At 40.0% G+C, this 21,184-nt stretch carries 31 protein-coding genes; all 31 read left to right on the top strand.

Annotation, left to right across the window (positions count from 1 at the left end):
• Window positions 1-20 precede the first annotated feature (20 nt).
• The 31 genes from K5Q92_RS10995 (at window position 21) to K5Q92_RS10845 (ending at window position 21,178) form a co-directional block, all read left to right on the top strand.
• Window positions 21-242: a hypothetical protein gene (locus tag K5Q92_RS10995; RefSeq protein ID WP_220769053.1), complete on the top strand. Its 222-nt coding sequence runs from the start codon at window positions 21-23 to the stop codon at window positions 240-242.
• A gap of 36 nt (window positions 243-278) precedes the next feature.
• A complete protein-coding gene (locus tag K5Q92_RS10990) occupies window positions 279-632 on the top strand; it encodes a hypothetical protein (RefSeq protein WP_220769052.1) in 354 nt (117 codons plus the stop codon).
• Window positions 633-1,026: 394 nt separating this feature from the next.
• Window positions 1,027-1,317 (top strand): hypothetical protein, encoded by a 291-nt coding sequence (locus tag K5Q92_RS10985; protein WP_220769051.1) that lies wholly within the window; start codon window positions 1,027-1,029, stop codon window positions 1,315-1,317.
• 170 nt (window positions 1,318-1,487) lie between these two features.
• Entirely contained in the window at window positions 1,488-1,739 is a 252-nt protein-coding gene (locus K5Q92_RS10980) for a hypothetical protein (RefSeq protein ID WP_220769050.1), read from the top strand.
• A 10-nt stretch (window positions 1,740-1,749) separates the two neighbouring features.
• Window positions 1,750-1,893, top strand: coding sequence for a hypothetical protein (locus tag K5Q92_RS10975; protein ID WP_220769049.1), 144 nt, complete (start codon window positions 1,750-1,752; stop codon window positions 1,891-1,893).
• Between the two features lie 10 nt (window positions 1,894-1,903).
• The gene (locus tag K5Q92_RS10970; protein ID WP_220769048.1) at window positions 1,904-2,254 is read left to right on the top strand and encodes a hypothetical protein; all 351 of its coding nucleotides are present in this window, start codon (window positions 1,904-1,906) and stop codon (window positions 2,252-2,254) included.
• A gap of 402 nt (window positions 2,255-2,656) precedes the next feature.
• The gene (locus K5Q92_RS10965) at window positions 2,657-3,001 is read left to right on the top strand and encodes a hypothetical protein (protein WP_220769047.1); all 345 of its coding nucleotides are present in this window, start codon (window positions 2,657-2,659) and stop codon (window positions 2,999-3,001) included.
• A 58-nt stretch (window positions 3,002-3,059) separates the two neighbouring features.
• Entirely contained in the window at window positions 3,060-3,665 is a 606-nt protein-coding gene (locus K5Q92_RS10960; protein ID WP_220769046.1) for a hypothetical protein, read from the top strand.
• A 64-nt stretch (window positions 3,666-3,729) separates the two neighbouring features.
• Complete coding sequence (locus tag K5Q92_RS10955) at window positions 3,730-4,206, top strand: hypothetical protein (protein ID WP_220769045.1); 477 nt, start codon at window positions 3,730-3,732, stop codon at window positions 4,204-4,206.
• Window positions 4,207-4,273: 67 nt separating this feature from the next.
• Entirely contained in the window at window positions 4,274-4,654 is a 381-nt protein-coding gene (locus tag K5Q92_RS10950; RefSeq protein WP_220769044.1) for a GNAT family N-acetyltransferase, read from the top strand.
• Between the two features lie 132 nt (window positions 4,655-4,786).
• A complete protein-coding gene (locus tag K5Q92_RS10945; RefSeq protein WP_220769043.1) occupies window positions 4,787-5,119 on the top strand; it encodes a type II toxin-antitoxin system RelE/ParE family toxin in 333 nt (110 codons plus the stop codon).
• Window positions 5,103-5,399 (top strand): helix-turn-helix domain-containing protein, encoded by a 297-nt coding sequence (locus tag K5Q92_RS10940; protein WP_220769042.1) that lies wholly within the window; start codon window positions 5,103-5,105, stop codon window positions 5,397-5,399. The genes K5Q92_RS10945 and K5Q92_RS10940 overlap by 17 nt, the downstream gene beginning before the upstream one ends.
• A 211-nt stretch (window positions 5,400-5,610) precedes the next feature.
• Window positions 5,611-6,069 carry a hypothetical protein gene (locus K5Q92_RS10935; protein ID WP_220769041.1) on the top strand — a complete coding sequence of 153 codons (459 nt, stop codon included), beginning with the start codon at window positions 5,611-5,613 and terminating at the stop codon, window positions 6,067-6,069.
• 408 nt (window positions 6,070-6,477) lie between these two features.
• Window positions 6,478-6,780 carry a hypothetical protein gene (locus K5Q92_RS10930; RefSeq protein ID WP_220769040.1) on the top strand — a complete coding sequence of 101 codons (303 nt, stop codon included), beginning with the start codon at window positions 6,478-6,480 and terminating at the stop codon, window positions 6,778-6,780.
• Window positions 6,781-6,927: 147 nt separating this feature from the next.
• Window positions 6,928-7,350, top strand: a complete 423-nt coding sequence (locus K5Q92_RS10925) for a JAB domain-containing protein (RefSeq protein ID WP_308443584.1) — start codon at window positions 6,928-6,930, stop codon at window positions 7,348-7,350.
• 74 nt (window positions 7,351-7,424) lie between these two features.
• The gene (locus K5Q92_RS10920) at window positions 7,425-9,035 is read left to right on the top strand and encodes a DUF4942 domain-containing protein (RefSeq protein WP_220769038.1); all 1,611 of its coding nucleotides are present in this window, start codon (window positions 7,425-7,427) and stop codon (window positions 9,033-9,035) included.
• 199 nt (window positions 9,036-9,234) lie between these two features.
• Window positions 9,235-9,651, top strand: a complete 417-nt coding sequence (locus tag K5Q92_RS10915; protein WP_220769037.1) for a thermonuclease family protein — start codon at window positions 9,235-9,237, stop codon at window positions 9,649-9,651.
• Between the two features lie 45 nt (window positions 9,652-9,696).
• The gene (locus K5Q92_RS10910; RefSeq protein ID WP_220769036.1) at window positions 9,697-10,260 is read left to right on the top strand and encodes a hypothetical protein; all 564 of its coding nucleotides are present in this window, start codon (window positions 9,697-9,699) and stop codon (window positions 10,258-10,260) included.
• A gap of 677 nt (window positions 10,261-10,937) precedes the next feature.
• On the top strand, window positions 10,938-11,330 hold the full coding sequence (locus tag K5Q92_RS10905; RefSeq protein WP_220769035.1) for a hypothetical protein: 393 nt from the start codon (window positions 10,938-10,940) through the stop codon (window positions 11,328-11,330).
• Window positions 11,331-11,646: 316 nt separating this feature from the next.
• Window positions 11,647-12,096, top strand: a complete 450-nt coding sequence (locus K5Q92_RS10900; protein ID WP_220769034.1) for a hypothetical protein — start codon at window positions 11,647-11,649, stop codon at window positions 12,094-12,096.
• Between the two features lie 168 nt (window positions 12,097-12,264).
• Window positions 12,265-12,753: a hypothetical protein gene (locus K5Q92_RS10895; RefSeq protein WP_220769033.1), complete on the top strand. Its 489-nt coding sequence runs from the start codon at window positions 12,265-12,267 to the stop codon at window positions 12,751-12,753.
• A complete protein-coding gene (locus K5Q92_RS10890; protein ID WP_220769032.1) occupies window positions 12,750-12,983 on the top strand; it encodes a hypothetical protein in 234 nt (77 codons plus the stop codon). Before K5Q92_RS10895 ends, K5Q92_RS10890 begins: the two co-directional genes overlap by 4 nt.
• A 109-nt stretch (window positions 12,984-13,092) precedes the next feature.
• Window positions 13,093-13,635: a hypothetical protein gene (locus K5Q92_RS10885; protein WP_220769031.1), complete on the top strand. Its 543-nt coding sequence runs from the start codon at window positions 13,093-13,095 to the stop codon at window positions 13,633-13,635.
• Window positions 13,622-14,167, top strand: coding sequence for a hypothetical protein (locus tag K5Q92_RS10880; RefSeq protein ID WP_220769030.1), 546 nt, complete (start codon window positions 13,622-13,624; stop codon window positions 14,165-14,167). The genes K5Q92_RS10885 and K5Q92_RS10880 overlap by 14 nt, the downstream gene beginning before the upstream one ends.
• Window positions 14,168-14,171: 4 nt before the next feature.
• Complete coding sequence (locus K5Q92_RS10875; RefSeq protein WP_220769029.1) at window positions 14,172-15,716, top strand: hypothetical protein; 1,545 nt, start codon at window positions 14,172-14,174, stop codon at window positions 15,714-15,716.
• Window positions 15,716-16,939 (top strand): hypothetical protein, encoded by a 1,224-nt coding sequence (locus tag K5Q92_RS10870; protein WP_220769028.1) that lies wholly within the window; start codon window positions 15,716-15,718, stop codon window positions 16,937-16,939. The genes K5Q92_RS10875 and K5Q92_RS10870 overlap by 1 nt, the downstream gene beginning before the upstream one ends.
• Window positions 16,940-16,967: 28 nt before the next feature.
• Window positions 16,968-17,660, top strand: a complete 693-nt coding sequence (locus K5Q92_RS10865; protein ID WP_220769027.1) for a hypothetical protein — start codon at window positions 16,968-16,970, stop codon at window positions 17,658-17,660.
• Window positions 17,661-17,664: 4 nt separating this feature from the next.
• Window positions 17,665-19,209: a GspE/PulE family protein gene (locus K5Q92_RS10860; RefSeq protein ID WP_220769026.1), complete on the top strand. Its 1,545-nt coding sequence runs from the start codon at window positions 17,665-17,667 to the stop codon at window positions 19,207-19,209.
• Window positions 19,199-20,260 carry a hypothetical protein gene (locus K5Q92_RS10855; protein ID WP_220769025.1) on the top strand — a complete coding sequence of 354 codons (1,062 nt, stop codon included), beginning with the start codon at window positions 19,199-19,201 and terminating at the stop codon, window positions 20,258-20,260. The genes K5Q92_RS10860 and K5Q92_RS10855 overlap by 11 nt, the downstream gene beginning before the upstream one ends.
• Window positions 20,257-20,697 carry a prepilin-type N-terminal cleavage/methylation domain-containing protein gene (locus K5Q92_RS10850; protein WP_220769024.1) on the top strand — a complete coding sequence of 147 codons (441 nt, stop codon included), beginning with the start codon at window positions 20,257-20,259 and terminating at the stop codon, window positions 20,695-20,697. Before K5Q92_RS10855 ends, K5Q92_RS10850 begins: the two co-directional genes overlap by 4 nt.
• Entirely contained in the window at window positions 20,654-21,178 is a 525-nt protein-coding gene (locus K5Q92_RS10845; RefSeq protein WP_220769023.1) for a hypothetical protein, read from the top strand. Before K5Q92_RS10850 ends, K5Q92_RS10845 begins: the two co-directional genes overlap by 44 nt.
• Window positions 21,179-21,184 lie beyond the last annotated feature (6 nt).

The raw sequence follows: 21,184 nt of genomic DNA, 5'->3' as shown, positions 1-21,184 counted from the left end.
AAATGATAGAGAATTTTAGAATGTCGTTAAGAGATAGTGAACCTGAATGTATTAACAGCTTCCCTGGAGAACCAGATTATTCTGGTAGTTGGAAAGGAAGAAAAATTGAAGGATATTCTTCAGAAGCTTACGGTCTAGTTGTTTTTTATTCGGATACTGACGAAGAAGTTGAGTGTGAAATTGAACTAATAAGCGAGTTAGTTGACTGCTTAAGCCCTATTGAAACTAGCAAAAAATTCTAAAATAATTCATTTCTAATCAATACTCAGGATAAAACGATGTTCATTTTATGTAAGTCCATGGACGAAAAGGGCAAAGCGAATATTCTCAATGACGTACTGGCTGTTGATCTTTCTACGTCCAACCTCTTTGACTTTGCCGCTGCACTAGTTGGGTCAGATCAGCCTATACATTTTGGTGATTTAGATGGTGTTTATTGCTCAGGTTCGTTTGAGTCCTCAAAGGGAGACAAGTTTTGCTTTAAAGTTATACCAATTGGGAATCTGGCTACAAAAAATGGATATGCTTATGCTGCGGCATTAAAGCAGTGTTTTAAGCAAGTAGATAACAATGTGATTCGGGAAGTATCAAAGTATAAGCTGATTAATAATTATACTTACAAAAAAAAGTGAGAGAGAATCAAGTATGGAGCTGGAAAACGGCGAGCAGGTTGATACTTTTTTCCAGCTCAAAGCATTTGTAAACCCGCGATTTAAGATTTTTGCACCTAATAGACAATTAGAGTGCATCGTGAAAACCGTTACGATTGATGTTCCTCATGGATATGTACACTGGATATAGGCTGGTTATGATGAAGATAACCTTGAAATGCATGTGTTTTACCCTAAGCAAGCGAGGGGGAGAATTAATGTTAAAGTATTTACCATGAGTCAAATATATAGTGTTTCATGTGTTCAAGGACACAAAGGCTTGTTCAAGGAGAAGACAAGCCCGTTAATCAAATTGGATCGTGATGCAGAGCAGGTTCGTTTTAACAACGCTTTGAGCTAATAAATTGGAAGTAGTATGTCTAGAGCCTTACTTGATGATGTAGTAAAAAAACTGATAGATGCAAAGCTTGTGCTGAACGGGAGTGTAACTTCAGTTGATATATACCGGCATACGGGACTTGGGCGCCAGAAAGTTAGTAAGTTATTTCAAGAATATTTATCGGCTAATCCGAATGCAATGACTTATATGCCTGGGCAAAGAAAATACATTGCTAACGACTCTTTTGAGCCATGCTTTCTTGGTGATACCAAAGCTGGTGAATTTATCGATGCTCTGATAGTTGTTTTCGGAACGTTTGACTCATAACTATAAAGTAGCAAAAAGGCTTCTGGCCGTAAGTGGGGTAGCAATGGCTAAATATTGTGAGGAGGTAGTAACGACTTATGTTATTGCAACTGCATTAGGTTTTAGGCACGAACAACATGTCGATGACTTTGCTTGGTCTGTTGGGTCAGTGATTGGAAAGGAGTATTGTCTTGGCATTTATTAAACTTAAGTTGATTCGTGAAATTACTGGTTGTGAAATAGGTGATATGCTTGTTCAAACTGAATGCATTGAATCTGTTGTTTCATATAACAGTCCACTGAACTTAGAACCAGGTTCGCAGATTACCATGAAAGCAGTTGTCGATGGTTCTGATGACGGTGAAACTTATAAAATGCAAAGCATATATCAGGTTGCACACTCAGTAGATGAAATTGAAGCGTTAATTAAAAAAGCTCAATAAAGGAAAAGAAATGACAGTTGTAGAAGCAAATAATTCTGAATCTATGGTTATAGTAACTCCTGTTTCAATGGGTAAAACTAAGCAAGCTGAATTGCGAGAGCAAGCGGCTTTAATTGAGTCAGCAAGAACATCTTCATTTATTGACCGAAGATAGGGTTTAGGTCATGCAAGTAACAGACGAATTTGAACGGAAAATGTGGGTATTTAGGACAAGTAAAGGAGGGGTTGTCACTATCACTAAAAGAGAAACTGACTTTTTTATAAAGCATGGCGATATGACTTCCCAATGCCCTCATGAGTGGTTCGGAGTTGTCGGCAATGTTGATAAGTGGAACGATCTATCATCGGAGAACAATCAAAGCTGCATTGCGCTAGAAATGGCAAACCCTGAAACTGAATTATCTTTAATGTCTATTTGGTTAGACGTTAATGAACTTGCGAATATCGAAACTGATGATGTTTTAAGGCAATTTTTGAACATCGGTAAACTTGATAAAGAAGATTGTGTTTTCTAACCGTTGGCCGTAAAGCAAATCTTTGCCTAAGGCCAATGGTTCGCAGACCGAGATTTTAAGATTAGATAGGAATGCTTAAATCCAAGCATTTCTTGATAGATGGCTAGTTGTTTGTTAATTTAATTTACAGGTTTAGCTTGATTTAAACCGGTATCCTTTATTGATACACAACCAACACCACACTCGCCTTTCACGATTAACCATTTCACTCATTCCGCATCTGTAGCCCACAGCTACAAATTCGATATGTCATACCGATTTTCTGCCTACGGCAGCAAAACCTAGCTGGTGGTCTACTAGCGGAGCTATGCTCGTCTCATCATTTTGATGTTTACCACTTACCACAACCCATAGGGGATCATCCCTATTGGGACTGATCCCTTTACCACTAAGAGGGATTACATGAACACTCCAACCATTAGTAAAAAAGATCACACCAAACTGATTAATGCTGCTAATCACTTACTGAGTGATTATCACGCGAGAATCGCTTTGTATAAGGCGCCTGAGTCTATTTTACAGTTCTACGAACGTCATCAAAATGAAGTAAAAGGTGATGTCGTAGTAGTTAGAAATAGCGATGACGTCAGCAATGCTGCGAAGATGCGTAATCATGGAGAAAAGGTATTTTTTATTTTTTCTGAATTGTTTCGCGTTGATTCTTACTTCAGTGGTGTATGCCACAAGGTCAATCTGCCTCAAGCATTGAACAATAGAGTTTCAGCTATCCACCAGCAAACTAACTAACCATTAACCCAACGGGGGCGAACCGTTAGGGGAGCTCTCATTAAACGAGAGAAAAAATATGAAAACTGCATTTAAAACTCAGTCTTATGCGAACCCTGACTTACCTACTCGCGAAGAATTGGAGCATGACTTTAAAGTTAGTGCCAGGACTTCAATCAGTCGGAGATCAGCAAGCGCGCCATTGAAGCATTTAATTGCCAAAGGCTATTTAGGTACTGAGGGCTCAGTTTTAAATTATGGCAAGGGCCGATGTTCGATGGACACGGACGCATTGAATAATCGTGGCTTACAGTGCACAGACTATGATTTTTCTTATGCGAACGTGCCGGAAGTGCTTGGATATTGCTTCAGCTATATCTGGGCAGCCTTTGTTGTTAACACATTACCTTTGCATAGTCGAAACCATGTATGGCAAGAAATTGCTAATTCAACTGGGCTTCACGGAGAGGCCTTTGTTGCTGCTCGTTCTGATGCCGATAAGGGAATTAAAGGTACACCTTATTCTGACGGATTGATCAGTAGTATTGGCACCTTTCAAAAGGCCTATTCTAAAGGTGAGCTACTAGAAGAAGCGTTAAGAGTGTTTGACCACGCAGAAGAAATCAAATGCCCGAGTGGGTATCGGATTGTTCGCTGTAGTCATTCACCTCTAGCTCTTATCTAGTCACCAACTTACCAACTCTAAAGCAGTACCTTTGGGTACTGCTTTACATCAAAAGGAAAATATCATGATGACAAGTAATCGTATTCGATCAATTGGTTGGTTGAACTGCGAAGACGGCAGTATCAAGTTAACACCATGTATCGATAGCTCGGCTATGGCCACACCTCTTATTATTTCGAAAGAGATATTTGAGATGATCCGGGATGACGAATCACAAATGATAAACACAGCAGTTGATATGTTGAATAAAGGCTTAGATTGCGTAAGTCATCTATCTGAACTTAAAAATTGCTACGTTTTAAGGTTGGTGATTCAATCCGGTGGCTACGAACATCGGACACATCGCTTGATCTACGCTACTTCAAAAGAGCAAGCAATTGATGTTGGCTTGGTTGCTGAATGTTTTGGTGAGCTTGGACATAACGCTGAGTGGACTAACAATGGAATTTCTGACTTGGGTGATGAATTTCATTACTCAGTTGAAGATTGCAAGTTGGTTCAACCTGAGCACATTAAGACTGTCGAGCAGTACTTGAACTAAACCACAACCATTAACCCAAGGGGGCAATCCCCTTTGGGGGCCTCCTTAGTAAATTTAAGGAGCAACTATGAGTAATGTCGATACCATCGAAACTGGTTACGAAGATATTTATTCAGCAGTGCCATATCTCGATCACGAACACGAAGAAGAGCGTTGTCTAATCCACATGCTCTACGTGCCACCAGCTCAGCGGCATCAAGGAGTTGGAAAGTCGTTGTTTAAAGACTTTCTAAAGAACTTGCCGCCTCACATCAAATACTTGCGGTTGAAAAGTGCAAACTTGGGCTCGGGAGATACTTTGGCCTTTTGGCAGTCTCTCGGTTTTACGGCAGCTTACAGCGGAAACTATGATGCTAGTCAGATTTTGCATTTAGCTGTAAATAGTCATGCATTGCCGGCTGTTGAGGTTGTTTCTCAAACAGAAGAGCGACATTACATTTTTGATTAACCACGCTAAAAAGCGCCAGTAATGGCGCTTTTATCGTAATTGTTCGCAATGTTGGTTGATCACGATGTAATCGGATTTTGACAAAAACCAAACTTATCATTTATGATAAGTTTAAATAAAAGGATTAATACAGTGAAATGGACTGTTAATCTTTATGACGGTGTAGAGGAAGCCATTCTAGATATGCCGACTAGCCTTAGAGCTAGAATGATTCATCTTCTTGAGCTCGTTCAAGAACATGGCGCCAATCTTGGTGAGCCTCACTCCAAATCGTTAGGTGGAGGGTTATTTGAGTTACGCGCTAAAGCAAAGGACGGTATTTGCAGAGGCTTATTCTGTTATCTAAATGGGCCTAATATTATCGTTCTCAATGCGTTTGTGAAGAAAAGCCAGAAGACACCAAAAAAGGAGTTATCCTTAGCACTAAAGCGTATGAATGAGGTGAAAAATGACCACTTTATCTAAAACCACTAGCCTTGATTCTCTTAGTAGCAAAGTGTTAGCTGATCCAGAAGCTAGGAAGGAGTATGAAGCTCTCAAACCTGAGTTCGAGTTGATTAGTACTTTGCTTAAAATGCGTAATTCTGCGGGATTAACTCAGCAACAAGTTGCTGAACGCATGGGGACTAAAGAAGCTAATATATCTAGGCTTGAAAAAGGTAAAGGCAATCCGACTATTAAGACTTTGCTTAACTATGCAAAGGCTTGTAGCTGTGAACTGCACTTCAACTTTAATGCTGTTTGATATATCCAAGTTTTAACTACGAAAGCCTCGCTATTGCGGGGCTTTTCTTGCTTGTAAATACCAAATATCTAATAAAAATCTAGTCTAGAGTGTTGCAGTTGGTTGTTAAAAGTGATTTGAATGCTCTACATAGCTAGCTGTGATAAGTTTACTAGTACTATCAGTCCAGTTGTAACTAAAGCAAATTGAATGAATTAGATAGGTAACAATAATGGCTAGGATCCCAGACAATAGAAAAATTTACACATTTCCCTTAAATAAACAAAAATTCACTCTATTTTTAGATAGTTATTGGGGGTTGATATTAAGAACAGAGACTTCAATAAATGCAGAGATATTGCATAGTCAGATCTGGCATACGGACGAGAATAAACATCTTGGTTTAACTGCTACTGGTTGGCATCTTACGCGATGGGGAAATGAGGCCGTAGAAGAACTCAATGGATTAACTGACAATGAAAGGCTATTGCTTTCAACTGAATTTGGGCTTCCGATTTGCACTCATTATCTTGAACTTCCATATAGGAATAATGATTCATTTTTAACATCACCGAGTGCTAACAAGCTTAGGGATTGGATCAAAATGCACCCGATAATCTCTAAACGCCTATCAAGTAGAAGTGAGAAGATCTTATATATTTTTAAAATACTGGGTGTACCGGCAATATAAATAGAAGTTGATCATGATAACAATGGGTTGTAAACCAATTAGTGACGTCTTATGTGGCTTAATGCTTTTTTCTAAATAATGGCTAATATTTAATTGCTGTTATCAAAGGCAACGTTTATTGATTGATACTTACTAGTTTGCTAACTTAAAGACAAAGGCTTTGGCCTTTATTTCATCCGTATCTCATATAGATACCCAACCAACACCACATTCGTATTTCACGAGTAATCAACTCCCTCATTATGTATCTGTAGCGTCATGCTACAAATGCGATATGTCATACCATTTTTCTGCCAACGGCAGCGAAACCTAGCTGGTGGTCTACTAGCGGAGCAATGCTCGTCACATCATTTTTGATGTTAACCAATAACTGCAACATAAACTCATACCAACTTAAATGGAGGCTACATGAGTTCACACCAATTAACTGAGAATGAGATTTTTGCCCTTGTGCGCGAGATTGAAACTCTAGGTTTATCGCAATCTCAAAAGTCAGCTGTTGAAGCGCTGATGGCTCATATTTGCGAAAGCCATACTGCTGCGACTATTGCTCATGCAAATTCTGTAGAGCGTTACCAATTGCTATCTGAAAAGGTTTCTTCTTTATCAGATAGCGCAGTGGAGACCATTGATTACTTATGTTCAAAAATAGAGATGCTCAAAATAGAGCTATCTAAATATGAACACGATGATAATCAAACAATTCACTAGTACCGGCAACCAATTTTAATTGGTGGTATTCAACTAAATGCGGATACGCCCCTTGGGGATAACGCATTATCGAGAGGAAATAACCATGTTTGAACTACAAGAGACGAATGGCGAGTATTCCGTTAAAGGGACTGGTTCATTTGATGAATTGGTGAATGTAATGGCAACCAGGCTAAGCGTTTTCTGGTTGATAAAGTCGCTTTCACTAATCCAGACGAAGTTAGAAACTATATTCTGCCATTGATGATGGGACTTGAGCGAGAAGAGTTCTGGATGATTTTGTTAGATACGAAACATCATGTCATCGAAATTGAGGTGTTGTTTTATGGGTCTATTAATTCGGCTAGTGTTTATCCTCGTGAGGTAGTCAAAACAGCGCTTAAGCATAATGCTGCAGCGGTTGTTTTATGCCATAACCACCCGTCGGGAGATGCTGTGGCCTCTCGCGCAGATAAAAATATGACCACCAGAATTAAAAACGCACTTAGCACTGTGGAAATCGACACTCTAGACCATTTGGTATATGGAACAGGATCTTTCTACAGTTTTGCGGAGCATAATTTAATTTAACACCATAACTATCTAACCCTAAAGGGCTCGCCCTTTGGGGGGAGTTCCTTTTCAAAATATGATTAAGGAACAACATGAAAACTACAAATGCATTATTGCAAACAATCAAAGCTGAGAACTGCGACTACAACTGGTATCCAACAACCGATGACATTTTAGCTAGTGTAAAAAGTCACTTGAAAGGAAACGAGTCGTTACTCGATGTCGGAGCTGGTGACGGTCGTTCATTGAAGTATTTAACCAATGGCACTAGGTACGCGATTGAAAAATCTAAACCACTAATCAAGAGTTTGGACGCTGATATTTTTATCATTGGCACAGATTTTCACGAGCAGACGTTGTTAGACAAGCGATGTGATGTGATTTTCAGTAACCCTCCATTTTCTGAGTTTGAAATGTGGGCACAAAAAATAATTTTGGAAGCTCAAGCCACTTTTGTATTTTTAGTACTGCCGGAAAGGTGGGCTAAATCAGATGCAATTGCAGACGCTATCAAACAACGAAAAGCTAAGGTAGAGGTTATACACCAAACGGATTTCACTGTTGCAGATAGGCCTGCAAGAGCGAAAGTTGATGTATTGAAAATTGAATTGGCTGCTAAGGTATATGGTTATAGAAGCCCGGACCTAAATGTTGATCCGTTTACTTTATGGTTTGATACTAATTTTCCACTTAATACAAACGATGACAATGCAAATGACATTGGGGATGCTGTTAAAGATGAAATACAAACTCAGTTGGTTGCTGGACAAGATTTAGTAAGCATTCTTGAACAGTTATACCAAAGAGACTTTAACAAGCTACTTAATGCCTATAGTGCTATATGTGATGTTGACGGTTCGATTTTAAGTGAATTAGACATTGATAAAAAAGTGTTAGCTGGTGGGCTAAAACAAAAAGCAGCTAGCTTAAAGGATAAATATTGGCGTCTACTATTTGAGAACTTAGAAAAAGTGACGGATAGACTTACGGCCACGAGTCGAAGTGAGATGTTCAGTGTTTTGACTAAGAACACGCATGTTGACTTTACCTCTGGAAATGCTTTCGGCATTTTGGAGTGGGTGATAAAAAATGCTAACCAGTATTTCGATCAGCAGTTGATAGATTGCTATTCGACGATGTTGGAAAAAGCAAATGTGATCCTCTATAAGTCAAATAGTCGTGTTTTCACCGATGAAGATTGGAAATATTGCAGAAAACCTGACGACCTAAGTCACTACAAATTTGACTATCGGATTGTATTATCGAGAGTTGGTGGATTAGACACTTACTGGTCTCATAGACGAGGTGAACTGGCCGAAAGGGCTGCGAGCTTTGTTAATGATCTATGTACAGTCGCTCATAACTTGGGTTATGACACACATGGCTGTGAAAGAGCAGGTGATTTTGATTGGGAATCTGGTAAAAAATGTATTTTTCATTTTTACCATCATACCAACGAAACCAAAGAGCAATTATTTCAGATAAAAGCGTTCAAAAACGGGAACTTGCATCTAAGTTTCTCAAAGTCATTTATTTGTAAGCTTAATGTCGAGTTTGGTCGTTTAGTCGGCTGGCTAAAATCCAAACATGAGGCCGCTGAAGAATTAGACCTTCCACTTGAAGAAGTTGAAGATTGTTTTGATAGCAATTTGCAGTTATCTAACGATTACCAATTACTTCTTGGAGTTGTTAAGGCAGCGTAACCACAAAGTTAGTCACAAATTTAGTGGCTCACTACCCATTAGGCCTCCCATTTGGGAGGCCTTTCTATTTTGAGCCGTTTGGATATTGGGTTTTGCTGAGGGCGAATTTATCAAGCGTAATATATGAGTCGTTGTATATTTATACCTCAACGTAAGCAGCCGTTAAGGGGACAGCTGCAATAGTAATGGGTGATACCGGATGAATGAAATAAGAAAGTCATTAATTGCGTTTGCATTTGGATTGTTTGCAGCCACTAGCACTGTTGCTCAAGACTATATTGTCGTTACTTCAATAAAGTCTGTCTATGATGGTGACACATTTAGAGCGTATTTGCCCGGCTATGCAAAAGATCAGCGTGTTCGACTAAGGGGGATCGATACCCCCGAAATCAAAGGTCAGTGTGATTCCGAAATTCGTGGCGCAATTGAAGCAAGAGACTATGCTCGGCAAGTACTAGAGAGCGCGAGTGAAGTTAGGTTATATAACGTAGGACAAGATAGATATAAGAGGGTTCTTGCAGATGTAGTGGTAGATGGTGAAAGCTTGTCTCGTCTACTTATTAATAAAAACCTTGGGCGTAAGTGGAAAGGACGCAGGGAAAATTGGTGTTCATAAGTCTCTTACAATTCTTGTCGCTCACAGATAGAGGAATAAGCAGAGATGCATAACGCACATCAAATATTGGTACGAGATAATGCTGTAACAGAGGTGGTAGAGTTGAGTATCAGTGAGTTTCTATCCGAACTCACTATGGATAACTGGTCGCATATTCCCAAACTAGGGCGTCACGAGATAGTTGGCAACCTTTCTAAGAACAGGCAAAATCATGAACGATTTCGTGCCATCGCAAAATTAAATTCAGAGTTTCAAGCAATATACGATAGCTATGAGTCATCATTAAGAACTGGCAGTGTGTTTGATATAAAGCGCTTTGATCTGTCTGCTGTGGTTTGTTACCCGCAGCCAATTCAGCAAGGAGAAGCATATCTTTTGCACCGTGACAAAGGTGGTTGTATGGTGTGGGACCAAACTAAGCATTCACAAGGATGCTTTGCCGTTAGGTGTAGTGATCAGTCATCGAGTCGAGTGGTTGCATTGTCTCATAAGCACGAAACGGCTTTATCAATAGGTATTTTGTGCAGCCATGCGACTTGTGGGTTTCACTCTGTGATCATTGAAAGCGCGACAATGTATGAGACCTTAGATGATTTTCTTAAAAGTTAATTCATGCTCTTGCTTGTCTAAAACTTGTACATTTCCTTTTGTTGTCATACTATAAATTTGAGTAAAACGAACCAACACGGCACATACAGAAACTAAATTCTATATGTACTGTATCAACGATTTTCTCTGCTTTTTAGCAGAAAAAGCTAGCTGGTAGCATACTAGCGGGGTTATACCCGACACACTATATAGTGTTCAACACTTGCCAAAGTTCGATTAACCTGGAGATCCTTATCTCTAGGGGTAGTTTCTCCATCTACTTGGAGAAGCTATGAAATCAGACAATTACATTCTGTATTATTCAATTAATAACTCAAATAAATCACGTATTTATAAAGGCTTGCCTTATGAAAACGTGAAACGAGTCGGGAATAGTTTTCCTGCGGAAGTGAGTTGGCATATCAAAACATTGAATTAGTAATAATTCATGCACCCGATGGGAGAATATCCCTTAGGGGTTTCTCCTATCTAAATTAAGGAGAAACATCATGGAAACAGCTATTCAACTTGTAATACTTGGTTTACTTACGCCTGTTGCTTTAGGCATTCACTACTCACTGGTTTATCCGGTGCTACGTAAATTAGGTTACGCATAAAACCACGCTTCATTAGAAGCAAACACCCAAGGGGGGAATACCCTTTGGGGTTATTCCTCTCTTATATTTGGAGGAATAACAATGTTAAGCAAACTCTTGATCAGCATAAACGGTAGCTTGTCTACTGTTGCTGTCTTCACCATCTTTCTTGGTGCTCAAGCTTTAATAACCGATAACGATTCCATTTCGTTGATCCCTGCTACATTAATTGTGGTTGGATTCAGCGTGTTGCTAATACATTGGATCATCGTAGTTTATAACTCGGTTCAATCTAGAATTTCGACTAGACGTTTTTTCTTCAACGTCTTTTTGACTACTAGCTTGGATTTGGGAACTGCGACCATTGGTTTAGCAAGTGCGGTTTCGGGAGACGTGTCTGTCTATATGATTTTAATTGGCGTAAATCTAATTGAAATTCATTTTGGGTTACATGTTTTAAAAATTGTGTACTTAGAAGGGCAGTCGAAAGGATGAATGGTCACAAATTGACCTGTGTATAAGCTCGATGCTATTCTCTAATTAAGAGACTTTAATATGAGTACTTATATGGAGACTCAAACATTTGTCGGTTTAGTTCTACTAGGTTACATCGTAATTGGTACGGTTGTAACTGTAGTTGGATACCGCTTACTTAATCGTAAAAACCACAGCTAAGACGTCCGTCTAGCTATTAACAAAACGTAGCCTTATAGCTGCGTTTTTTTATGCCTACTCTTCACTGGCCATCGCCAGTATTCACCATCAGCTCTATGTGCCGTTAGGCGCATAAGCTTCAACTGAGGAACAACACATGACACCTAAACGCTTTGAGGTATATTTGAACAAACGCGCTATGGGCAAAAGCCACAAACGAATTTACTCTCTACGTGATGCTAAGAGTGAAATTGTTAAGTTTAGTAATGCACTGGTCTTATTGTCAGATGTTGAAATGGTTGTACAAACTAGTGGTCGAGAAGACACGTTATCTCGTCTTGAAAGAGGAGATAAAATAACCCGCACTGTACACGCATTTTTGAGAGGTAATCTCTTATATCGTGGTCGCAATGCTCTTAAGTTTGCAAAAGAGCTTGGTCTTACGCCTGGCAATAGTGAGGTTCGTCAGATTGGTTACAATCCGATTAAATCGGATTGTTGGTTATCAATTAGTGGCCAAGGGATCCCAAATGACGTTTCTGAGTTAGAGCAAGTAGTCAGATCTAATTATGCGCTAATGCATGAGAGCGGGATCATCGTTATGTAATAAAATTTGCCTTGCATTATGCGGGGCATTTTTTTACAAAATGGTCTGAAGTAATAGAGTCGGTATTCATAAACAATTGGTTTTCTGATGTTCTCAATTACCAAGCGTGATTTTCCATTAATGCTAACGTATTCGCATAGATTTCCTGACTCGACGGCGATGCAATTTATGAGTGTTCTCTTACTACCTAGATTACAAACCTTACATGCCGAAAATGATTTTTTAAGGCAGTTATATCTGACTAGTCAAAGCAACTTAAATATTGATCCGATTTGGGAGGGCGTTGCCGTTATCTTAAATGATGGCGCTGATTTAAAACTCAGTGGTACGCATTGGGCCAATCACAATAAAAGTGTCATTCTAGATGGTGGGTATGACGGAAGAATCGGGATTGTTACCCAATATGAAAATGTAGAAAGTATTGAGTTTATGAATAAGCTATATCACATGGATGCTCAACCTTGGGTGAGAGTGAGTTGCTTCATTAACTCTAATACGCAAGACGTAAGTTCTTATGAGTCAATATCAATCGATGCTCGCTACTGTACAACTATTCCCCAAAGCATATACAAGAAAGCATGTAGCAGTATTCAGCATCAATATTTGGAGCAGACAAAACGTTTTTCATTCGATGAACTGTTGAGGGAACGAACATGAGTGAGCTTAAGAAAAGTGTTCAAATAAAATCGTTTAGTACCGTTATTGATTGTCACTCTGAAGAAGATTTAAGGCATCAGATAGAGCTAAATTTTTTACAACAATCGATCTCAATAGTGACTACAAATACCAGTGGTGTTACTACGCCAAACTTCATTGATGTTGCTGCAAATGGCGAACTCACTAATTCCTATTCTAACAAAGCCTACCACTACTCAGATTTCTTCTAGAGCTCGCTTTCAATTTTAATTGGATTAACTGCTTTCCTTTTTCACCCTGCCATAAATTCGGTCAATGTCATGATAGCTACATCGAATTAAATGCGTAGGGAGAATAGTGATGAAGAGGGTAGTTATTGGCCTCGCTCTATCAAGTATCTGTTTGGCTGCAGAGGCAAGGCAAGTTGAAACGCTCTCGCCACTAGTTTCAGATAAATTAGGCGAAGAGTCGATTATTGAAATGCGTGATCAACTTGAAAGAGTTAGAGCACAATATGCAGGGCTTGCAGCTCTCATTAAGTCCAAAGAGCTAGAGATTGCCACTGAAGTTGGTCGTTTTGATGAACTAATTAATAAACGTTCTAGTGAAATCGACAGTATCAAACGGGTAAACGCCTATAAGTATTATACGGTTCAGCCCAACTCATTCCGGTTGGAGCTCGGCCTGTTTGCAAGACGCTTAGGGATCCAAACTATCCGATGGTCATCGGACATACCTGAGTGTTTAGATTGGCGCTTTGATTCAACTTTCCAAATCGATATTACTAATCCAAATCGTGCTGTTAATGAGTTCTTCGATGGACTTCCATTAATGCCTAAACGATACACCAAAGACTCAAGTCTCAATATTTCTGCAACGGAGGTTATGCATGGGTGTAACTAAGCAATTGTGCGCAATCAATCTATGCGTTTTTATGGCGGCTTGTTCTTCTACTGGAAGTGGTCCCGCAAATACTCACTTTATCGATCCAACACCAGTAGATATGCAAGTAGTTAAAACTCCCGTTATGAGTGTTCAATCAAAGCCGGTGGATGCGAACTTCGATTTAAAAAATGTGGCGCCAACAAGATATGAGCACTATTCAAATGTGCTATTGCCACAGGAGTTCAGTTTTCTAAATCCTATGGGCGCATTTAACTCTCGTCTGCAGATTAACGAAACCAATGGCAAGATCCGTTTCTTAGTTAAGCGGGATACTCTGCGTTCAAATATTGATGCTCTTTTAAGTTTTACTACCGCCAAAACTGTTTATAGCGACATCTCTGATAAGCATTTCATGCCTAATAACTTTTGGATTGAGTCTGACACCATGCTTGGTTTGGTAGACGAGATGATAAAGCCATATACATCACCAAAACGTCTAATTGGTCGTGCTTGGCCTAACGATATTGTCACTGTTGGCTATAGGAGATAATTGGATGAATATGTCAATTCGAATACTGATCCCTTTGTTCGCTGCTGCAGCATTGCTTCAAGGCTGTGCATTATATGAAAGTCCAAAAGAGATTAGAGAAAAATCTGAGGCCGACATTATCAAGACGGCAAAGATGAGAACGCAAAAGCCACGCTATAGCAATATTGAAATCATGAAGCGGATTTATGTTGAGCAGGTGACTATAGATGAAGCTAAGCGTCCAGCTTGGACTAATAAAGCCATCGTAGATCAACGCATTTCAAGCTCGATGAAGTCAGCATTAAACCAAGCGTTTAATAATATGGGGGTTCACTTTAAGTTTATTGATGAAGTGGACATTAATACTCATGTTCAATTATCGCTAAAAGGTAAAACTTATTATGACGCGCTAGAGGCGATAGCAGCCTCTTCTGGTTATAGCTTTGAAATCCATGATAAGTCTGTTACTTGGTCACGATTTAAAGTTGCTTCGTTCAAAATTGCCATGGTGCCAGGTATTGAAGAATTTGGTATTGGCAAGAAAGGCGAAAAGACAATTAATAATAGCTCGCAAAGTATCGAGGTAACGAAAGCGACTGTTATTAGCTCTAAAGACGAGTTTGCTCATACGTCCGGTAGCTTAAATGCTATTAAAGATATGCTTGAAGGAGTTCAATTACTGCTAAGTGATGATGGCAAAGTACAGCTTATGGGCGCGACGACGACATTAATCGTTAAGGATTACCCGTCAAACGTAGCTAAAGCAGCACAATTTATTCGACAAGAGAATGAAACGCTTACACAACAAGTATCGTTAAGCATGGTTGTCTATGACGTGATGACAACTGATGAAACGATGGGCTCATTGGACTGGCAAGTTGTTGCTAAAGAGTTGGCAGGTAGAGGCGTAGATATGGGGGCAACCTCAATATTTGGCGAACAAGCTGCAACATCATCCTCTGCACCGATGCTATTAGACTTCACTCGAACTGATGGCCAATTCGCGGGATCTCAAATACTACTTAAGGCTCTGCAAAGCCAAGGCGCTGTAAACGTAAAAACGTTGCCTATGAGCACCGCAATGAATAATCGAGTGGCTAAGCTGCGCTCCATTGATCGTACTAACTTTATCCTTGAGCGTTCGATTACAAACACGGTAAATATTGGTACAGAGGGCAGTATCAAGCAGGGAACTGTCGAAACTGGGTTCTCACTTTACCTTTTACCTACCATCGTTGATGGCAAGGTGATCATGCGCGTCACAACTAATATGAGTGCTTTGGTCAATTTAACCAAGAAAGGCGCGGTTGAAACTGAGGGAGACTCGACAAGCTCAGAGGGGAGTAATGTTTATGTTGAAGCCCCTGAAGTCGCGGATAAGGATTTTGACAACACTGTCATGATCCCTAATGGCAAGACCTTACTCGTTGCGGCCTATTCGAGTGAGATTGAAATCTCAAAAGATACTAATGCCGGTTTAGATGTGCTTGGTACTGCAAAAACTTCATCTAAGCGCAGAGTTGAAACCATCATCGCGATAACGCCAACGATTATTGGGGGCATTTTGTAATGATGACAAACGCTAATCTCGAAGTAGATTGGATAATAGATAGTGCCAAGACTGAGTTTACGGGTGTTGATTGCACCTCTAAGCTCCGTCAAGCATTAAAGAGCAGTACTGCTAATAAGTACCATCTATTAATCAAAAACTCCGCTTTGGACTTTACGCTTTACTCAGCAGGGGAAGAAGGCTGGGTATTAAGTGTGGCTTTGCAGGCGGCTCTTAACACCAATGACAGTCTGGTATTTGTACAGACTTTTAATGACTCAGTATATGTCGCGTTAATGACGGCTGGCCGTGTGTACAAAGAGTTTCATGTTTTTAATGATAGCGCTGCAAGTGTGCCATTTATAGAAACAGTGATCTCAAAGTTTATCGAGTTGCACAAGGTACAGGTTTTTTACAAGGCAGACGGACCTGACAATAAAACAGCGAATCAATTATTTCCAAATATTAGTGCTTTTGAAGATAGTAACTTGGACATTAACAAGTTTGAAAAACTTGAAAAATACCAACTTATTAAGTCTTCAAAAATCCAAATCCCAGTTTCCGTCCGAAACATCGCATTAGCTGCAGTAAGTGTCGTGTTAATGGCCTTTATGATCTTCTATGCAGCATTTCCTGAGGAAGTTGAAGAGCCAAAAGCAGTCAACATCTACCAACCACTTATTGACAAACTGCAGGTCTCGGGCACGAATGCGAAATTTCAATTAGCCAGGCTTTACTTTGATTTATTAGAGGTGAAATCGTTACAGGGCTGGGAAATTAAGAAAGCCATTAGCAAGAAAGAACTGACTGTATTCACGGTTGAGCCAAATGAGGGGGGGAACTTCAAACAGTTAAAAGAGTGGGCTCAAGAGCGCAACTATATAACTGAACAAATAAAAGGTGTCTTCACCATCATCATTTCTATTGAAAACTCAGCACCGTTAACTGAGGCCGTTATTCCCTCGTCAGTTGGTGACGAAGCAGCATACATCAGCAATGCCTTATCGAGCTGGTGGGACGGAGCAACTATTAAAGAAAAAGGTTCAAAATCCATGGCTAACTCTGCTTGGGTAGAAAGCCAATATGAGATTGGTTTTAGCAAATGGACGGCCTACGACTTAGATAGTTTAGGAAGTTTACTCGCAACAAGAAGCTTGTCGCTAGATGAAGTTTACCTAGAAAAGCGAAAAATAGGTGAGCCCTATCTGCATGGATACATTCACTTAACCGTTTTCGGTAAATAACTAATATCTGCAATAGGAGAGGCCCAGTATGAGCAAGAAAAAAATAGCGTTATATGTGTTCATTATGACTTTTTTGGCACCACTAGTGTACTTCTCGTTCGTCTCAGATGAAGACTATGACGATGAACCTGTGGTATTTGCACCTAATCAAAAAATGGGTACTGACACACCACAAGTAAAAACGCCTGTCGTAACTAAAAGTGATACCGGCACTGTAAGAATTGTCCAAGCTGTTCGTTATGAAGATGCATACGCCGCAGCTGCAATCATTAAGCGAGCAATGGATCAAGCTGAAGCAGAAGATTTTGTATCATCAAGAATGTCAGTCAGGGTGTTACGTGCTGAAAATGATTATTACGCTCTGCAAGAAAAAATCGCCAAGAGCAAAGCTAACATTAAGAAGTTTAATAGCGGTGACTTAGTTGAAGATAACAAAGTTAACGGAATGTACCCTAACTCAAACGAATACCCAAAACTGAGTCAGATTAGCGAAGATGGTAAACGAGTTTCATCTAAGAAAAATCAAACCTTATCGTTAGCTGGAATCGCTGCTAATGGTGTTATCTCAGTAAAGATTGGGGATTCTGAATTTACAGGGGTTCGCGTTAAGCATGTGATCGCTCAGAAGTATTTAGTTGAATCGGTAAACATGGATTTAGGTTGCGCTTCTTTAAAGAACCTTACCCTAAACAAGCCTACAACTATCTGTTTTCAGGGGTAGCCTTATGTTTAGTGAAATTAACTATTCAAATTTAGACGGGCTACAGCTCTCGTTAAAAGCGAAAGATACAATTGAGATCTTCCAGAAAAAAGGGGTCGCTTTGGTTGTCTATGAAGATGGAACATTACTCATAGATAAAGAGGCTAACCCTGAAACAGAGTTGATATTAGAGCTTGAAAACGAACTAAAGATAAAAGGGTGTGCCGTTAATGCTATCTACGTAGCTTCACATCAATTTATTCAAGGCGAAATCCAGAAAGTACGTGTAACTAGCAGAGATAGTTCTGGTTTAAAGGCACAGGATACTGCCGCTAAAAATGATTTTATGAAGTTGTTACGTATTGCTTTGGTAAATGATTGTAGCGACATTCATATCCGCGTTTGTAATCCATTAACTTCGGTGTCATTTCGACGCCTTGGTGTGGCTTGGGAGGGGGCAAATACTGTCCCTACCTATGATGATGCCGTGAAAATGGTCAGTAGGATGCTTGGTGTTGATGGCCGAGAGCAATCAAGTGGCGATTTCGATAAGGTTTCAATTCAGCACACGAGTTACACAGAAGAATGTGAAGCAAATGGAAAGCATCACAAGTGCGTTGTCCGTGTAGAGAAACACCCATTTGCAGTGCGGGGCGACTTTAAAACGGTTGTGCGTGTCAATAAAATTGAAAAAGTTAAAAGCTTAGCTGAACTGAATGTTGACCATGGCTTTCAAGAGGTTTCGAAAAACCTAATGCGTAAACCCAAAGGGCTAGTACTTGTTGTAGGCCCTACTGGTAGTGGTAAAACCACGCTTATGCATGGCATGTTAAAAGATTACCCGCAAGATAAGTACCTTTCGACATTGGAAGATCCAGTGGAGATTTTTGCTGACTATAACCCATTCATATCTCAGCACTCGTATATTGAGTCGGTAGGATATGCAAACCAACTCCGTTCAATTCTTCGATTGGATCCTGACGGTATTTTAATTGGTGAGATCCGTGACTCTGAAACAGCTTCCATAGCAGTAAACGCTGCTCGAACCGGTCACTTGACTTTATCATCGCTACACTGCGATAGCGTACAGGAAGTTTTCCCTCGCCTAAGTGGTTTAGGCATTGACTACAACGTTCAAGCTCAAGGTGAGATGCTGCTATCTATTGCAGCTTGCAAACTCGTACCATTTCTATGCCAAGAGCCTAAATGTAGAGAACAGGCACCACTGTTTAGTTATAAAGCTTCATCTATTAGTGGGCAAAATATCCAGCAGAGAAACCCAAATGGTTGTGAAAAATGCTTCAACGGCATCTCACATCGGGCGCCAATTGTTGAGTATTTAGAACTCAAAGAACATCACCGTAATTTAGTCCTTAACCAAGATTTTGTCGGCCTTAAAAACTTGTTGAAGCAAGAGGGCTGGTTAGAAATGAAGGATATTTGTCTTCAACTGGTAAAAAGTGGCTTAGTTGATCCTAGTGACGCTTTGGTAGTACCGGGCTTTGATGTTGTCTATGACAGTTTCTTAAACTCAGCCTCCTTAGAGGAGGTAAACCTTAATGTCATTTAACAACTGGTTTAAAAGGCAGATGTTTGGCACTCAACAACAGTTTGAGTGGATGGAAACCTATTCAAGCATGAAAATACCTGGGCGCTTGGATTTAGAAGTGCTACTTGCAATGGAAGATATTTTTAGAACGGAATACGGCGAAGAATCAACGTTACGGTACGTAACGAGTCAGATAATCGAAAGATTTGAGGAGGAACTGCTGGTGGACATCATTAAAGATTGGATGATCCCCGACCTTTGCGTTGTATTCAAAGCCTCTTTAGAAAGTGCCAGCAACTCTGACCTTTTAGTTCAACTAGCTGACCAAATGGGCCAGCAACAGAAAGCCAAAGGAGAGTTTTTTAGAGGGTTAGGTATGCCACTAATGTTGGTGGCTTTTGGAGCATTGTTTTTTGCTGGTTTTATCTTTGGCATGGTGCCACTGATTGATGACTTTAGCTCTGCAGAAAATAGGAATGGCATGTTACCTATTATCATCGGTGCTGCAAACTGGATAGGGCAATATGGTTGGGTGATAGCTTTACTCGTTATAGCGCTAATCATTCCTGTTGTCTTAATGTTGCCATATTGGACTGGTGAAACAAGGAAAGCTGCAGAGGATTACTTTGGTTGGACTGGAATATCTCTATACGCATATTTCAAGTGCTCTCGATTGTTGGGGGTCATGGGTATGTTACTTAGGTCCGGTATTTCCACATACGACAGCGTGGACATAATCAAGCCCTATCTACCACCATATTTACGTTGGCATTTGAAGCAATTCAATTTATTGGCAGAGCATGGTTCATCGGGGTTTGATGTGATGGATACGGGGCTTTTACCAACTAGATCAAAGGTTAGGTTAAAGGTTGCAAGCAGTAATGGCAGTACACGATATGAGGATGCAATGTTTGAAATCACGAATAATGCAGTCAATGACTGCATATCTCAGTTGAGATCATTTCAAACCAAAATATCGGTCATATTAATTTTGTTAGGGCTTTCAGGAATAGGGATAAGTTTTATGGGTTTACTACTAGTTTTAATCACAATCGGGGATGCAACATTATGAACAAGAAGCGTAATCAAAAGGGGTTCACATTGGTAGAGATGATGGTCGTTATTGTCATCATCATGGCGATACTCGGTGTTGCTGCTAAAGGTGTACCTAAAGCTATGTCGTTGTGGCGAAATGCAGTGATTACAAATCAGGCAAAAGATATGCAACAAGGGGCAATTGACTATTCAAATGGTGTCGGTCATTACACTGGTGTTGATTGTGCACAAATGGTGACTGACGAAATCATTGATGCATCTTATGGTGACTGCAGTGATGCTAACCCTTATGGCGGTTCAATTGCTGTGAGTGTCGGCGCATCAGCGTATGAACTAAATGTTGTGTTTGGGGATATTCCTAAGGCAAGCGGTAATAGTATCGCTAGAAAGTCGAATGGGTCTGCTATTTATGATGAATCAGCTAAAACACTTACATGGTCGTTCAAGAGCTAGAAAAAATTCCGGTTCGGCATTAATTATTGTGGTATTTGTGTTAATGTTTATATCGTCCATGGGAGTTATTGCTATGGACGAACTTTCTAAGAGGCATTTTAGGTCTAAGATCGTAGCTATTTCAACGCATGTTGAAAGCGTGCTATTTGCTTACAATGACTATTATCTCGCGGAGTGTCGTTCTAATGGCGGCGTATTCTCCGCTCCGACAATTGATGATTTAATTAACCAAGGTTATTTATCTCAGAAATTGTCACTTCAATATTCATTCTCCATATCTTCCTCGTTTGGTCATGCTCAATTAACGGCAACATTTGGACTCGATTCAGAAGAGTTAGCTAAGCGTGTCATAACACGCTTTAACACTTTTGACTCCTCACGTTCAGGTGGTGAAATCAGCTTCAACTACCCTCCTGAACTATGGGGTAATGAAGATGTTTTGCTAGAGCATCGAATTAGCGGATATAAGCCCTGTCCGTAGGGCTTA

This window comes from Shewanella sp. MBTL60-007 (genome assembly GCF_019654915.1).
Lineage (GTDB): Bacteria > Pseudomonadota > Gammaproteobacteria > Enterobacterales > Shewanellaceae > Shewanella.
Note: the sequence above shows the minus strand (reverse complement) of the source record. Positions and strands in the feature narration are given on the sequence as shown.